The 15,909-nt window shown below is 49.5% G+C and carries 14 protein-coding genes; 7 read left to right on the forward strand and 7 right to left on the reverse strand.

All coding sequences use genetic code 11. The features are described 5' to 3' along the window. Positions 1–18: 18 nt before the first annotated feature. Positions 19–621 (reverse strand): class I SAM-dependent methyltransferase, encoded by a 603-nt coding sequence (locus IZU26_RS00095; RefSeq protein WP_433275828.1) that lies wholly within the window; start codon positions 619–621, stop codon positions 19–21. Positions 622–762: 141 nt separating this feature from the next. Here IZU26_RS00095 and hisH point away from each other — a divergent pair, with 141 nt between their 5' ends. The 3 genes from hisH to IZU26_RS00110 are packed head-to-tail and all read left to right on the forward strand — an operon-like array spanning position 763 to position 2,911. After that, positions 763–1,404, forward strand: coding sequence for an imidazole glycerol phosphate synthase subunit HisH (gene hisH, locus IZU26_RS00100; protein ID WP_433275830.1), 642 nt, complete (start codon positions 763–765; stop codon positions 1,402–1,404). Then, positions 1,398–2,162, forward strand: coding sequence for an imidazole glycerol phosphate synthase subunit HisF (hisF, locus tag IZU26_RS00105; protein WP_433275832.1), 765 nt, complete (start codon positions 1,398–1,400; stop codon positions 2,160–2,162). The genes hisH and hisF overlap by 7 nt, the downstream gene beginning before the upstream one ends. Next, positions 2,162–2,911 (forward strand): acyl-[acyl-carrier-protein] thioesterase, encoded by a 750-nt coding sequence (locus tag IZU26_RS00110; RefSeq protein WP_433275834.1) that lies wholly within the window; start codon positions 2,162–2,164, stop codon positions 2,909–2,911. Before hisF ends, IZU26_RS00110 begins: the two co-directional genes overlap by 1 nt. Positions 2,912–2,986: 75 nt before the next feature. Here IZU26_RS00110 and IZU26_RS00115 read toward each other — a convergent pair whose 3' ends face one another. From IZU26_RS00115 to IZU26_RS00125, 3 genes are read right to left on the reverse strand one after another with little or no spacing between them, the layout of a single operon-like run. Then, entirely contained in the window at positions 2,987–4,012 is a 1,026-nt protein-coding gene (locus IZU26_RS00115) for an ABC transporter substrate-binding protein (RefSeq protein ID WP_310823160.1), read from the reverse strand. 42 nt (positions 4,013–4,054) lie between these two features. Next, on the reverse strand, positions 4,055–5,143 hold the full coding sequence (locus IZU26_RS00120; protein ID WP_433275836.1) for an ABC transporter ATP-binding protein: 1,089 nt from the start codon (positions 5,141–5,143) through the stop codon (positions 4,055–4,057). Positions 5,144–5,156: 13 nt separating this feature from the next. Continuing rightward, positions 5,157–6,824, reverse strand: coding sequence for an ABC transporter permease (locus IZU26_RS00125; RefSeq protein ID WP_433275838.1), 1,668 nt, complete (start codon positions 6,822–6,824; stop codon positions 5,157–5,159). Between the two features lie 133 nt (positions 6,825–6,957). Between IZU26_RS00125 and IZU26_RS00130 the strand changes: the two genes are divergently transcribed. The 3 genes from IZU26_RS00130 to IZU26_RS00140 are packed head-to-tail and all read left to right on the forward strand — an operon-like array spanning position 6,958 to position 10,672. After that, positions 6,958–7,815, forward strand: a complete 858-nt coding sequence (locus IZU26_RS00130; protein ID WP_433002628.1) for a MurR/RpiR family transcriptional regulator — start codon at positions 6,958–6,960, stop codon at positions 7,813–7,815. After that, entirely contained in the window at positions 7,812–9,266 is a 1,455-nt protein-coding gene (gene gnd / locus IZU26_RS00135) for a decarboxylating NADP(+)-dependent phosphogluconate dehydrogenase (protein WP_021330994.1), read from the forward strand. Before IZU26_RS00130 ends, gnd begins: the two co-directional genes overlap by 4 nt. Further along, entirely contained in the window at positions 9,263–10,672 is a 1,410-nt protein-coding gene (locus IZU26_RS00140; protein WP_433275840.1) for a gluconokinase, read from the forward strand. The genes gnd and IZU26_RS00140 overlap by 4 nt, the downstream gene beginning before the upstream one ends. Positions 10,673–10,713: 41 nt before the next feature. Here IZU26_RS00140 and queD read toward each other — a convergent pair whose 3' ends face one another. Further along, entirely contained in the window at positions 10,714–11,115 is a 402-nt protein-coding gene (queD, locus tag IZU26_RS00145) for a 6-carboxytetrahydropterin synthase QueD (protein ID WP_433275842.1), read from the reverse strand. A gap of 82 nt (positions 11,116–11,197) precedes the next feature. Between queD and murD the strand changes: the two genes are divergently transcribed. Then, on the forward strand, positions 11,198–12,748 hold the full coding sequence (murD, locus tag IZU26_RS00150) for a UDP-N-acetylmuramoyl-L-alanine--D-glutamate ligase (RefSeq protein ID WP_433275844.1): 1,551 nt from the start codon (positions 11,198–11,200) through the stop codon (positions 12,746–12,748). Positions 12,749–12,762: 14 nt separating this feature from the next. On the opposite strand, the gene mutS is transcribed toward murD, so the two are convergent. Both mutS and IZU26_RS00160 read right to left on the reverse strand, forming a co-directional pair. Beyond that, positions 12,763–15,345, reverse strand: coding sequence for a DNA mismatch repair protein MutS (mutS, locus tag IZU26_RS00155; RefSeq protein WP_433275846.1), 2,583 nt, complete (start codon positions 15,343–15,345; stop codon positions 12,763–12,765). A 4-nt stretch (positions 15,346–15,349) separates the two neighbouring features. Continuing rightward, complete coding sequence (locus IZU26_RS00160; protein WP_433275848.1) at positions 15,350–15,883, reverse strand: OmpH family outer membrane protein; 534 nt, start codon at positions 15,881–15,883, stop codon at positions 15,350–15,352. Positions 15,884–15,909: the final 26 nt, after the last annotated feature.

A 15,909-nucleotide genomic window follows, 5' to 3' on the forward strand; every position in this document is an offset into this window, starting at 1 on the left:
ATAACGACGGCGTTTTGCCTAGCGTTTTCGGAGCACTGCAAGTGCGCACGGAACTCGCCCCTCGATCATAGTGTATACCGCATCGGTATAACCTGCGTCCGCAAAAAAACGTTTATACGATGAAAACGTAAACTGCTTTTTAAAATCCGCGCCCGCTTTCCCGAGCGCTTTTATAAAGCCGCTCGTATCATCGTGTGCGCGCTTATTCATATATGTCGGAATTATCAACTTCCCGCCGGCTTTACAAACTCGATCCAATTCGCAGAGCGCCGCTTCCGGTTCATCCAAAAGATGTATGACATTTCCCGCAACGACGACGTCGAAAGTATTGTCCGCGAAATCGAGCGCTGAAATATTTGCAAGCTTGAATTCGACGTTCGCATACTTCCGACACTTTGCGCGCGCCCTTTTCAGCATACCGGAAGAAAAATCCGTCGCAACGAGCGATTTGCACTCGGGTGCGATGTGCGCGCTCAACATGCCCGTACCGCAGGCGCATTCCAACACTTCGTCATCGGCAGCGATGAAGGCGGCGACTTTTTCGCACAGCTCGCGGTGCACCTTTGCGTTGATAACGTTCGCAAAAATATCATACACTCCCGCCACATGATCCCAAAACATACTACAACCTCGCTCCGTATACTATTCCCCCGTACACGTTTTTTGTCAAGGCAATGTCAAAACTTCCGACCGTTTCGCGTGCTGCTTTTGATCGGTGATAAGGTAATTTACAAAATCCGCCGTTCATACTACTATATTCCTATGATCGGGATCGTCGATTACAATGCGGGCAATATCAAAAGCGTCGAGCACGCCCTCGAATCGCTGGGCTTTCCGTTTACGGTTTCCAAACGTCCGAGCGAACTCGCGCACTGCAGCCGTCTCATCGTTCCGGGAGTAGGAGAAGCCGCTTATGCGATGTACGAGCTTTCGCGCACGGGCTTCGATTCGTTTTTAAAAGATTGGAGCGGTGCGAAAAAACCGCTTCTCGGCATCTGTCTCGGCTCGCAGATCATTTTCGATTACTCCGAAGAGGGGGATACCGCCTGTCTCGGTCTCGTCAAAGGGAAAATTATTAAATTTTCATCGCTGTGGCAAGCCTCGCACGACGAAGCGCTTCGCCTCAAAGTGCCGCACATGGGATGGAACGATTTGACGTACGCGAACGGCTCTTCTCCCCTCTTTGCCGGTGTCGATGAGCATTCCGATTTTTATTTCGTGCACTCCTATGTCATGCAGCCTGAGGATGCTTCCGTCGTCAAAGCCTACACAAACTACGGCGGCATCGTTCCGGCAGTCATCGAAAGCGGCAGCGTCGCGGCTTTTCAATTTCATCCTGAAAAATCGGGCGCGAACGGTCTTAGACTCCTTGCAAATTACTGCCGCGGAGAAGCGGTATGCTGAAAAAACGGATTATCGTCTGCCTCGACGTCAAAGACGGGCGTACGACAAAGGGCATCAAATTTCAAAACAATCGCGATATCGGAGACCCCGTTGCGATGGCTGCCGAATACTATCGGCAAGGCGTAGACGAACTCGTCTTTTACGATATCATGGCGTCGGCAAACGGGAGAGGCCCCATACTCGACCTCGTCGCACGCGTCGCGCACCAAGTGTTTATTCCCTTTTGCGTCGGAGGCGGCATCGCAACGATCGACGACATACGCTCGACCATTCTTGCCGGAGCGGAAAAAGTGAGCCTCAATTCGCAAGCGGTAAAAAATCCCGACCTTATCAGGGAGGGTGCCCGCGTTTTCGGAAATCAATGTATCGTCCTCGGCATGGACGCTTCGCGCGATGAAGCGATGCCGAGCGGCTACTGCGTATTCATCAACGGCGGAAGGACGAAGACGGATTTGGATGCAAAAGAGTGGGTGCAAAAAGCGGTTTCACTCGGAGCGGGCGAAATCGTTTTAAACGCGATCGATACCGACGGCGTGCAAAACGGCTACGAACTTTCGCTCACGCGCATGATTTCCGAAAGCGTTTCCGTTCCGGTTATCGCTTCGGGAGGAGCGGGATGCGTGCAGCACATCGCCGATGCGTTTACGGAAGGAAAAGCAGACGCGGCGCTCATCGCAACGATGGTGCATTCGGGAAACTATACGATCGCCCGCATTAAACGGGAACTAGACACGCAGCATATTCCGGTGAGGTTGTAATGGATTATCATCAACGCTATGACGATAAAGGAACCTTTTACAGCGAAATGAAGCTGCATTTTTGTCAATGCAATATGCTTTCGAATCTCAATTTTTCAGAACTGTTGCGGCTCACGACCGATACGGCGATCGAAGATTATTACGAGCGCGGCATTTCGTTTACGTTTCTCGCCGAACGAAATTATGCGATTTTGCTTTCGCGCATCGCTTTCCGTTTTCATAAAATGCCGAAAGCAAACGACGTCGTCACGATCGCTACGTGGGAAGAAAAACCCGAAGCGCTGCAGCTCATGAGAGCATACGAAATAAAAGATCGAGACGGCACGCCCCTCGTAAGCGGTTCGAGTTCGTGGTTCGTTGTCGATTACGCATCGCACCGCATCATCCGCACGAAGGATTTTACCCTGCGTCCCGAACCGGTGCGAAAAGAAGAACACGACTGCATGGCGCCGGGAAAAATCGCGATTCCCGAAAACCTCGTCGAATGCGCGAGCCGTCCCATCTGCTGGTCGGACATAGACGCAAACGGACACATGAACAATTCCCGCTACGGCGCATTCGCGATCGACTGTTTACCGGAAGAGTATCAGCGCAAAAACTTTACCGATTTCCGCATAAATTATTCGCACGAAGCGAAAAAAGGCGACACGATAACGATGTTTGCAGCCTTTGACGATGAGGCAAAAAAGATAACCGTTGTCGGAAAACAAAAAAACGCGACGTGCTTTGAAAGCGAACTGTATTATTAAAAAATCGGCGGACAGCGTAAACATACTATCCGCCGCGGCAAGCGTATTCAGGCGTATAAAAATCGGTTTATTCGATCAGTTCGATTTAATGGCAGTATTCCACGCTTCAAGCAATCTGTTTTTATTCTTGCCCGACCACGCAAAATCGTACATAATCAATTTCGTATTGCGCAGTGCCAAAGCTTCATCAGGTGTATGCGCATCGGGATTCGTCAAAAAATGATATGAGTTCGTGTATTTTTGCCCGATCTCCAAACAAGCAGGCGTCATACACCAGTCGATAAAGGTTTTTGCAGCTTCCGCTTCCGGTGCGCCTGCAATCATCGCAACGGAACCGAGTTCATAACTCGTACCGTCTTCGGGAACGGCAAGATAAATATTGTCGTAGCCCTGTTTCAACATACGGATGCCGTTATGAATAAACGTAATACCTATCGCACATTCGCCGAGTGCTGCCGAGCGGGAAGGAGCTTCGCCGCTTTTCGTATATTGTTTTACCTGCCCGTTCAGCGCTTTCATATACTTGATACCTTCGGCTTCGCCTCTCATCTGTACCATCGTCGACAGCAACAAATAACCGGTAGAAGCAGAACCCGGATTCGATACGATGATATGGCCTTTGAATTCGGGTTTAAGCAAATCGTTCCATGAGCGCGGATATGCGACACCTTTATGATCTGCAAACCATCTCTTATCGCAAATAAAACCGAGATAACCGATCGTCAACCCTGTCCAATAACCGTCGGGATCTTTAAACTGTGCGGGTATTTTCTTTGAATTAGGTGATACGTAAGATTGAAGCAGACCTTCGCCTTTTGCAGTGATAAACGAATCGGCGGATCCTCCGTACCACACGCTTGCTTTCGGATTTGATTTTTCCGCCCGAATTCTTCCGAGCGCTTCACCTGCACTCATGCGTACAAAATCGATGTGAATACCCGTCGCTTTTTCGAATTCTTCGGAAACTTTCATGCCGTACTCTTCAACGTAACCGACATACATCGTCAAATGTTTCGATTTCCCCGATTTGTCATCGCCTCCGGATGCAAAGATCGTCCCCGCCAATAAAAGTGTGACGAACGCCATTCCAATCTTTTTCATATATACCTCCAAAATATTCACAGAAAATTGCGGCTTTAGTATTTATCCGACAATATAGACGCTGTTTTCATTCATGTGAATGCGGACTTTTTCATTTTCTTTGAACATCTGCGTTCCCATGGGATTGAGCTGTTCGACATCAAGCACGACATCTCCGAGCTGCACGAAATATTCCGCATGCGCACCCATGAAAGTCGACATCGTAATGACGCCGTCAAACTGACCTTCCCTTCCGACGGAGATCGATTCGGGGCGCACGACAACGGTTACCGATTCGCCGCTCGTATACGTCGTAGCGCGATTTCCCTGCACACAAAGTTCTTTACCGTAGATTTCGACAAGCACACCTTTTTCATTCTGCCCTCTGATGACGGCTTTCATAAAATTCGCGCGTCCTATAAAATCCGCTACGAATTCCGACGCAGGTCTTTGATAGATTTCTTCTGGGGTACCGATCTGCTCTATATGCCCCTTATTCATAATAATAATTTTATCCGATAAGGCCATCGCTTCCGATTGATCGTGCGTTACATAGATACTCGTTACGCCGAGCCGCCGTTGAATTTTTCTGATCTCCGTTCTCATGCTGATGCGGAGCTTTGCATCGAGATTCGAAAGCGGTTCGTCAAACAACATGACGCCGGGCTCCATCACAAGCGCACGCGCAAGAGCCACACGCTGCTGCTGTCCGCCAGAGATCTCATTCGGATAGCGTTTTTCCATACCTGTCAATCCGACCAATTCGATAATCGCGGCAACCTTTTCCGAAATAATCTTTTCCGGCAGTTTATTCATCCGTAAACCGTACGATATATTGTTAAACACATCGTAATGCGGAAAGAGCGCATACGATTGAAACACCATAGCGGTATCGCGCTTATCAGGAGTGAGATTATTAATTTTTTCATCGCCGAGAAATATCGAACCGGATGTAGGGACTTCAAATCCCGCCACCATACGCAGCGTCGTCGTTTTACCGCAGCCCGACGGTCCGAGCAGCGTTATAAATTCACCCGGCTCTATATGCAAGCTCACATCATCGACTGCGCGAAACACGGATTTATCGGGTGCAATATATTCTTTTACAATGTGTTCAAGCCGTACCGATTTTGATTTCGCATTCATTTCCATAATCACACTCCACTCAAGCAAGTTTAATATCTTTTTTATTGACACCGAGCAAACCGATTACCCGGTACAGTATTGCAATCGCGATATAGACGACGGCGATCAACATCGTCGACATGGCCGATGCAACACCGAATTTTCCCGAATCAACTTGATCCAGAACGGATACGGTAAGCAATTTGTAGCGTGCCGACACGAGAAATATAACCGCACTAACAGACGTCATACTCTTAACAAACGTATATACGAGTCCCCCGAAAAAGGCAGTTTTAATAAGCGGGAGCGTTACCGTAACGAATGTCTTAAACGAATTTGCCCCCAAATCGGCGGCAGCTTCTTCGATAGACGGGTCTATTTGCTTGAGCGCCGTTACGCCCGACTGAACGCCGATCGGCAAATAACGGAATACATATGACAGAACAATGATCAGCATCGTACCGGTAATGGCAAGCGGCGGCGTATTGAATGAAAGCACATAGCCGATACCCATAACGGTACCGGGAACCGTCATACCGAGCATAGAAACAAACTCCATCGCTTTGCGTCCTGTAAAGCGTTTTCGCACAATGAGGAATGCAGTTATCATTGCAAGAATACCGGTTATGGGAGTCGCAAGGGCGGCCATGATCGTCGAATCGCGAAGACTCTTTCTGCCGACACTGAACGCATATCGATAGTTTTCAAACGTAAACGTATAATCAACTCCCCATAATTTAACAAACGACACAAGCGGAATTAAAATATACAAGCCGATGACGATAAAAGAAATAATATAGCAGATTGTCGTCAATGGGAATGCAATATGCTTTTCATCTATCAACGCGCGCTTCCGAGAGGCTTTTCCGGTAATCGTCACGAAAGATTTCTTTTCGATCCAAAGTTTACTCATCGCAAAGAGCGACATGGAAATAAGCAGCAGGAGAATGGCGACCGCCGCTCCGCCCTGCATATCGTAGTTACCGATAGCCTGATAATAGATTTGCGTCGCAAGTGTTTGATAATTTCCTCCGATCGTAATCGGATTACCGAAGTCGGCGACGGACTTGATAAAGACAAGCAAAAACGAATTTGCGATTCCCGGAAGCGTAAGCGGCACTGTCACGTGAATAAACGTTTTCCCACGCGAACCGCCCATATTGCGGGAAGCTTCTTCAATGGACGGATCGATTGAAGAGAGTACGCCGTTCAACAAAAGATATGCAATTGGAAAATATGAAAGTGTTTGTGCAAACAACAATCCGCGAAAACCGTATACGTTGACATCGCGCATACCGAGTAGCGTATATGTGATAAGACCTCTGCTTCCGAACAGAAGGATAATGGAAAGTGCTACAGCAAACGGAGGCGATACGATCGGAAGCATCGCGATCAAGTTGAATATGCTTTTCCATTTCATTTTAACGTATGAAGCGCAATACGCAAATAAAAAACCGATCACTGTGGAAAGCGCGCCGCTTGTAACACCCAGCACAAGACTGTGTGTCAAAGCTTTAAGATTTTCCTCGGATGTGAATGCCTGTATATAGGCTTTTCCCGATATCGTACCGTCGAACGAACGAAAACTTTGAATCAGTACATTGACGAGCGGAACGACGACAAAAACGACAAGAGAGCACATCGTAAATATAATGGTTATAAAAAGGATGCCGTCCATCGGTTTTTTTGTTCCGGAAAACTTCGGCATACAAGCCACCTCCCGCGCGCAAAGTTCAATCTAATAATACCAGTATATACCCCTAAGAATATTTTTGTCAAGAAAAAAATATTCCTTGCATAAAAATTTTTTTCATGATATACTGAAACAGGTAAGAGCGGATATGAAGAAAAACAACAGTACCCTCGTCAGTGTCATGTACGACATCAAAAGCGCTTATGCGTCATTCAGCGGTAAAGAAAAAATCATTGCCGACTTTCTCTTAAAATGGGGAGGTAAGTCGGCAGAATCGAGTATTACGGAGCTTGCAAAAAAGATCGGCACAAGCGAAGCGACGCTCGTGCGCTTTGTAAAAAAGATAGGATATTCGGGTTATCAGCACTTTCGGCTTGCGCTTGCAAAAGAGAGCGTTACCGCAAATATGCAGATATTTGAAATCCCCGTCGCAGCAAACGACGATATTGCCGACAGTGTGTTCGCACACACGATCCGCACGCTTGAAGCGAGCCGTAAACTTCTCAACAAAAAAGCCGTAGCGCAAGCGGCATCCGCTTTGACGAACGCGCGGCAAGTGCTGCTGTTCGGCTTGGGCGGATCAAACGTCAACGCACAGGATGCGTTCCATAAATTGCTGCGTACGGGTCTTACCTGCCGAACGGCTGCAGACTTTCACATGCAGCTCATGCTCGCTTCTCAATCGAACGGCAACGATGCCGCTCTCGTATTCAGCCACTTGGGCAACAATTACGATACTATTTCCATAGCGAACGAATTACGGCACACGAAATGCAAGGTTATCGCACTTACAAGCTATGACAATTCTCCGCTTGCGAAGCTTGCGGATATCGTACTGCAGGTAAGTCCCGTACACAGTTCCCTCGTATCCGAATCGTTTTCGGGGGGAATCGCGGCAGCGGTTTTAATAAACGTTTTGTATGTGGAAGTAATGAATAATTTAAAAGATTCCGGATTAAAGAGTCTTAATAAAATGCGCAGCACAATAGCACGGAGGAAAGTATGAAAGCATCTATCGGTGTCATCGGACTTGCCGTCATGGGTGAAAATCTCGTATTGAATATGGAACGCAACGGCTTTACCGTCGCCGTCTTCAACAGAACGCCTGAACGGGTTGACGTCTTCGCAAGGGGTCGGGCAAAAGGGAAACGCATTATCCCTACGCACAGCTTGGAGGATTTTATCGCATCTCTTGAAAGGCCGCGAAAAGTCCTCATGATGATAAAAGCGGGAGAGCCCGTCGACGCAATGATCCGATCGCTCATTCCCCTTATGGAAAAAGGCGACATCATCATCGACGCGGGCAATTCGTATTTCGAAGACACCGAACGCCGCGAAAAAGAAGCGGAAGCAAAGGGGCTGCTCTATATCGGTACGGGCGTCTCAGGCGGCGAAGAAGGTGCCCTCAACGGGCCGTCGATTATGCCGGGCGGAAACGAAGCGGCATGGCCGGAAGTTAAAGCGCTCTTTCAGAGTATTGCGGCAAAAGCCGAAGACGGCGTACCGTGCTGCGCTTGGATCGGCAAAGGAGGGGCAGGACATTTTGTTAAGATGGTGCACAACGGCATCGAATACGGCGATATGCAGCTTATTTCCGAAGTATACGATATCATGCGGAAATACGGCGGTATGCAAGCCCCCGAAATAAGCAAAGTCTTTACCGATTGGAATAAAGGAGATCTCTGCTCGTATTTAATAGAGATTACGGGAAAGCTTTTGACATACAAAGACAAAGACTCAAGCTTCCTCGTCGACAATATCCTCGATACGGCGGGACAAAAAGGCACCGGCAAGTGGACGGATATTACCGCCCTCAACGAAAGCGTACCGCTTACGCTCATCACCGAATCGGTGTTCGCCCGTTGTCTGAGCGCGGAAAAAGACGCGCGCATAAAATGCGAAAAACTGTTTCCCCCCAAAAAAATTCACGCTCCGACTGAAGAAGAAAAAAGCGATATGCTTACATCGCTGCACGACGCATTGTACGCAGCAAAGATAATTTCATATGCGCAAGGCTTCGAGCTCATCCAAAAAACAGGAGCGCATTACGACTGGAATCTCGACCTCGGAAATATCGCAATGCTGTGGCGAGGCGGATGCATTATCCGTTCGGTGTTTTTGGATAAAATCAAAAATGCTTATGCCCGAAACGGCAATCTGCAAAACCTCATCATGGATCCGTATTTCAGCACAATCTTAAACGATTCGCACGAAGCTCTGAGAAAGGTAGTCGCGCTTGCGGCGATAAACGGCATCCCCGTTCCTTCTCTTTCGGCTGCTCTTTCGTGGTTCGACGGTATCCGCTGCAATAATTTACCGGCAAATCTGCTGCAGGCGCAGCGCGATTATTTCGGTGCGCATACCTATGAACGTACAGACAGCGAACGCGGTAATTTCTTTCACACGGATTGGACGGGGCACGGAGGTGCCACGGCGTCAACGACGTATTCCGTATGAAACTGCTCATCCTCGAATCGAGTACGACATCCGCTAAAGCGATGCTCTACGACACGGAAAACGCAATGGGGCGTATCGCGACAAAGCCCTACGGTTTTGTCCAGGACTCAAACGGCACGCATGACGGAGAGGCTGTATTTATAAAAACCGTGCAGGCAGCAAAAGAAATCGCAGGTGGCGTACAAGCCGACATCATCCTGCAAAGCACGACGTGGCACAGCCTTGCACTCACATCTCTTGACGGCGCTCTTTTGTCTCCCATCGAATTATGGTCGTATACGGGTGCGGGCGAACTGTGTAAAAGACTTCGCGAAAGCGGATTTGAAAAAACGTATTACCGAAAAACCGGCTGTCTTGTCAATTCTACGTATCCGTATTTTAAGCTCATGCATAAAAAAGAAAACGGAACGCTTTTATCGCATGTGAAAATCGGCGGACAGGGCGAATACAATACATACCGTCTAACAGGCGCATGGGTTACGACGCTTGCCATGGCGTCGGGAACGGGACTGGTCAACATCGATTCGCGCACATACGATGCCGAGCTGCTCTCCTCGCTCGCTATCGATGAATCGGTTTTGCCGAAAATCGTCGGTACGGAAAAAACGTTTCCGCTTTCAAAAGAAGGCGCGCTGTTACTCGGACAAAAAATAGGGACACCCGTAGTTCCCGCATACCCCGACGGAGCACTCAATCAAATCGGAGCGGGTGCGCTTAAAGAAGGCATTATGACTTTTTCCGTCGGCACGAGCGCGGCCATCCGCATGACGACAAACCGTCCGCTTCTTCCCGAAGCGCCAAGTTTGTGGAGCTATTTTACGCTTTCATCTCATTTACTTGGAGCTGCGGTGAGCGGCGCATGCAATTGCCAAGACTGGTGCAAAAAAACGTTTTTTCCGAATGATGCGCATTATGCCGACATCGAAAAAGAATTGTCGCATGCAAACGATACGCCCGTATTTTTGCCGTTTTTATTCGGCGAACGATGTCCGGGCTGGAATGAAAAGCGGCGCGGCGGATTTTTATCCGTCAAACCCGAACACACTGTCTACAATCTCTATCAATCGGTATTGGAAGGCGTACTGTTCAGCGTCTACCACTGTTATGAAATCCTTGCCGATACGGCAGGTTATCCGAAATTAATAAAATTGTCCGGAGGAATTTTGCATTCGGAATTTTGGATGCAGATATGCGCATCCCTTTTCGACGTTCCGATGACGATCGACGAATCCAACCAAAGCTCCGTTATGGGCTGTGCCGTTATCGGCTTATACTTGCTCGGAAAAATCGGTTCGCCTCTATCCTTTGAGCCGGAGGTGCGGCGAAGGATAGAGCCAGATCCGGCATTGCGCGACATATACCGAAAAAAATACCGCGCTTATAGGGAGTGCTACCGAAATCATTAAGTCGAAATTGCGCCGAGTAAAAATCGAAATCGCATCTTGCCCTATGCCGGACTGTAGCGAGCGCGGCTCGTATCGGTTTCAAACACGTCGACGGCGGACAAAAAGGCGGTAGTTTTTCCGTCTATATACGACAGATCGACACCCGCGTGCCGCACTTCGGCGATGAGCGCATCGTAGATATATTTTGCAATGCGTTCCGCACTCGGATTTTGCAAAAAGACGGCATGATCGTTTAAGTTCGTATGATCGAGCTCTGCGCATACGACTCGAAGAGATGCTTTCAATTTTCCAAAATCGATGAGCATTCCGCCGCTTCCGAGTGCCGTACCTTGTACGTGAGCGAACACCGTATAATTGTGGCCGTGCAGGCTTTCGCACTTTCCGTTATAATCTCGGAGAAAATGCGCTGCCGAAAAATTCGCTTCGACGCGTACTTCAAACATAACAGTAAGTATAGCACAAAATCCCTCAAAGGACAAAGAGCCATTTGCACTTTATACGTTTTTCTGTTAATGTCTATCGATTATGAATTCTAAAAGTACAATAGTCGGTCCTCACGTATATCCCGAAGGATGCGTATTTTCATCCCTCGCCGACATAAAAAACAAACATATCACCGTTATGGGACTCGGCTTAAACGGAGGCGGAGAAGCGGCCGTCAGATTTTTTTTAAAGTATGGAGCATACGTCGTTGCGACCGATATGAAAACCGCCCGTGAATTGAAACCCACCGTCGACTCGCTCAACAACGATGCCTCGCTCAATCGGACACGGCTCACCTATCGGCTCGGAGAACACCGTCTCGACGATTTCCGCTTTGCGGACTGCGTTATTAAAAATCCCGGAGTAAAATACGAAGGCAATGCCTACCTCGCTTGTGCAAAAGCGATAGAAACCGATATGAGCATCTTTCTCGCGTTTACGAAAGCGCCGATCATCGCGGTGACGGGCAGTAAAGGAAAATCTTCGACTGCAAGCGCGATCTATTTCGGCCTTTCGCAGGCGGGTCTCATGGCCTTCCTCGGCGGGAACATCACCGTAAGTCCGCTTTCGTTTTTGGAAAAGACGAATGAAACGACACCTGTCGTACTCGAACTTTCGAGCTGGCAGCTCGCGGATCTGCGCGGAAGAAAATTATTAAAACCGCGCATTTCGCTCATCACGAAGATCGTACCCGACCATCAAAATTGGTACGGCGATATGGCATCCTACGTCGCCGACAAACGCCTCATCTACGCCGATCAGGGAAAAAACAACTGTTCGATTTTCGATGCGGACGCCGACGATAAAGAAACACCCGAACCCGAAGCGGGGCTTTCGTGGGGTGATTTTTTTGCGCGCGAATCGAAGGCGACGGTTTTTCGCTACAGCGTGAGAGCACTTCCTGCAGGCGTATACGGTGCATGGCAGGATACGGACACCGACGGAAAATTCTTGGGAAGAGCCCGGCTTCCGGGAAACGATATGCCTGTAACGCTGCTCCGTTCGGTATCCGTTCCGGGACGCCACATGAGGGCAAACGTTTTAAACGCGGCGCTTGTTATGGCGCTGTCGGGGATCGGAGCGCAAAACATTTCAAATATTTTAAGCCGATGGAAAGGCATACCGCACCGCTTGCAGTATTTCCACGTATGGAAACAAAAGAATATGCGCTTTCACTTTTACAACGATTCGTGCGCGACCGTTCCCGAAGCGGCCGCAGCCGCCGTCAGGTCGTTTAAAGCACCCGTAATTTTGATCGCGGGCGGAACCGATAAAGGATTGGGACAAAACGCGCTTTCCGAAGCGCTTTCACACGATGCGCAAAAACGGGTAAAAGCGCTGTACTTGCTTTCGGGAACGGCGACCGATAAATTGACGGAATTGCTGTGTGCCTCACGCATTCCGTTTTACGGCCCCTACGATTCCCTCGGCGAATTGCTCGGTGCGCTCAAAGCGAACGAATGCGCCGACGATGAGCGGGAAGCAAACGAAGTTGTCCTTTTTTCTCCGGGTGCGACATCGTTCGGCATGTTTACGAACGAATTCGAACGCGGCTCTAAATTTATGGAAGAAGTAAAACGCATATTCCCGTAAATCGATTCGACCTATTATTTTCCCGAAAGCGATTTTTTCCAGCGGGCGACGGCCTGCAGCGCGGCAAGAGGGGTCATATTGTCGGTGTCGGCTGAAAGTATTTCATCGAGTACGATCTCTTCATCGCTGAAAAGACCGGGCGTTTCGAAAACGGAACGGACATCGGGAACGGAATCGAGTACAGGTTTGTTCGCCGCAAGATTTTGAATATGCGCGAGGATGACGCTCGCGCGGTCGATCACCGACTGCGGCACGCCCGCCAAGCGCGCGACGTGGATGCCGTACGAGTTTTCGGCGGCTCCCTCTTTTACTTTCCGCAAAAATACGACCGTGCCGTTTTCTTCCGACACGTCCATGCAGAGCATTTTCAGCGACGGATGTTCCATGCGGGTAAGCTCGTGGTAGTGCGTTGCAAAGAGCGTTTTACATCCGATACTGTCGAGCAGATATTCCGACACCGCCTGAGCGATAGAAAGCCCGTCTTCCGTAGAAGTGCCGCGCCCGACTTCGTCCATAATGACAAGCGATTTTTTCGTCGCCGAACGGAGGATGTTCGCGGTTTCCGTCATCTCCACGAGAAAGGTCGATTCTCCGCGCGCGAGATTGTCCGTCGCACCGACGCGGCAAAAAATTCTGTCGACGATGCCGAGCTTCGCCTTTTTAGCCGGCACAAAGGAGCCCGTCTGCGCCAGCAGCGCGATGAGCGCGTTTTGCCTGAGAAATGTCGACTTACCGGCCATGTTCGGCCCCGTGATAAGCGCAAACGAAGGCAAGCCGTCGTCTCCGATCGCCAAATCGTTCGGCACGAATTCTCCCGCCCCCATGTGCGCTTCGACGACGGGGTGCCTGCCCTGCTCCACTTCGAACGCGCATCCGTCGGTGATTTCAGGCTTCGTCCAAGCGTGCAAAACGGCAGCGTGCGCAAAAGAGGATGACGCATCGGTATAGGCGATTTCGCCTGCAAGCTGCATGAGATACGGTACGTATTCGTGCAGAGAGTTTCTGATTTCAATAAAGAGATCGCGTTCGAGTTCGAGCACTTTCGTATCGGATTCGGTAAGCTCGTGTTCAAGCTCCTGCAGCTTTTCGGTCGTATAGCGGTCGCCGTTTACGAGCGCACGGCGCATGATAAAGTGAGGCGGAACCGCCGAAAGCTTTCCCTTGCTCACTTCGATAAAATAGCCGAACGCATTCGTGTATTTTATTTTCAAATTGGCGATTCCCGTGTTCCGCCGCTCTTCTTCTTCGTAGCGGGAAAGTATTTTATCGAAATTGTCGTGAACGCTCCTCCAGTGATCGAGTTCTTCCGACCAGAGGTTTTTAATGATTTTCCCTTCGGTAAGAGTCGTCGGCGGATCGTCGTTTATCGCTTCTTTAATAATTTCGATGATGCGCTCCGCGCGGGAAAAATCGACAAGCGAAAAATCTCGCTCTTGGAGTATCCCGCGCGCGTCCCTCCACCCCTCAAGGCTTCCGCGAAGGGCTTGCAGATCTTTCGGATGCGCCCTGTCCATCGCGATGCGGCCGGCAAGCCGCTCTATGTCGAGGATGGGTTCGAGACGGCTCCGTATATCGCCGAGGAGTTTTCTGTCGTCGGTAAAAAGGGATACGTGCTCCTGTCGTGCGGAAATTTTTTTCAGATCGGTAAGCGGATACAAAAGCCACGATCGGAGCATACGGTTTCCCATCGCGGTTTTCGTGTAGTTGACGCATTCGAGCAGGCTGTACTGAGAACTTCCGTCGCGGAGATTCGCCGTAACTTCGAGATTGCGCATAGAAGAATCGTCGATGACGACGTATTCGCTGTCCCGGTACACGCGTATGCCGTCCACGTGCGGAACGGCGGTATTCGTCGTCTTTTCAAGGTAGTCGAGCAAAAAACCCGCAGGCGCGACTTCTGCCGAATCTTCTCGCAGTCCGAAAGACTGCAGGTTAGCCGTTTTAAATTGCGCCGTCAATTTTTTATACGCCGTGTTCGCGTTGAAATGCCAATCGGGATAATACGAAAGCGCGAGGGAAGGAAACGCGGAAAGAGCTTCCTTGACGACGGAAGACGATTTCAACGATTCGGGCAAAAGCAGTTCGCGCGGGGACGAGCGAGAAAGCTCTTTCGGAAAATGCTCCGCCATCTGTGACGCCGGCCAAGAGGTCGCGCTGAACGAAGAAGTCGTCACGTCGATAAACGCGAATCCCGCTTTGCCGTGAGATACGGAAAGGGATGCGGCATAGTTGGCGACGCTTCCGTCGAGATATTCCGCTTCGACAGCCGTACCCGGCGTGATGATTTCGACGACTTTGCGTTCGGTCAAACCTTTACCGTGGGCGGCTTCTCCGACCTGTTCGCAGATGACGATTTTTTTTCCGAGACGCAAAAGACGGGCGATATACACTTTCGCCGCATGATACGGAATGCCGCACATCGGAGTCGGTCCGCGGTGCGTCAGCGTCAGATTCAAAAGGCGCGATACTTCTATCGCATCCTTATTGAACATTTCGTAAAAATCGCCGAGACGGAAAAACAGCACTTCGTTTTTATACTTCGATTTTATGGAAGCATACTGCGCCATGAGCGGCGTCGGCGAGTTTTCCGTCTTCATGCCGCTAGTTGTTTCCGAGTTCCGCGATCACCTGTTCCGTAACGTCGACGGAAGGGCTGTACCACAAGATCGCATTATTTTGTTGCAGACTTAAAATCATGCTGTAACCGCCGGATTCCGCGATTTTGGCAAGCACGCCGTAGAGCCTGCGATAAAACGAATCGGAATCCTGCAGCGATTTTTGCATCGTCGCAAGCTCGATATTTTTCGCATTCGTGTATTCGCGCAAGTATTCCGTTTTTTGCGTGATTTGGCTTTCGATGCGCACGGCGTTCGATTCGTCGCCTGAATCTTCGTAGGAGAGCTTCCGCTGCTGCAGGGTGCGGAGCTCTTCCGTGCGCTTATTGATCTCTTCCTGATACTCGGTTTTTTTCCGTTCGTAATTGCGCACCGCCGACGAATTGCGAAAATACGCGTTATACACTTTCGCCGTATCGACCACTCCGAATTTCGTAATCTGCTGTGCCGAAAGGCGGGCAGCCGAAGCGAGAGTGCAAAGTAAAGCGGCAATCAGTATTTTTTTTATTTGATCGATCATCGCATTCTCCAAAATTATTAATTATT

Origin of the sequence: Treponema sp. SP13 (assembly GCF_050938355.1) — a bacterium.
Lineage (GTDB): Bacteria > Spirochaetota > Spirochaetia > Treponematales > Treponemataceae > Treponema_D > Treponema_D socranskii.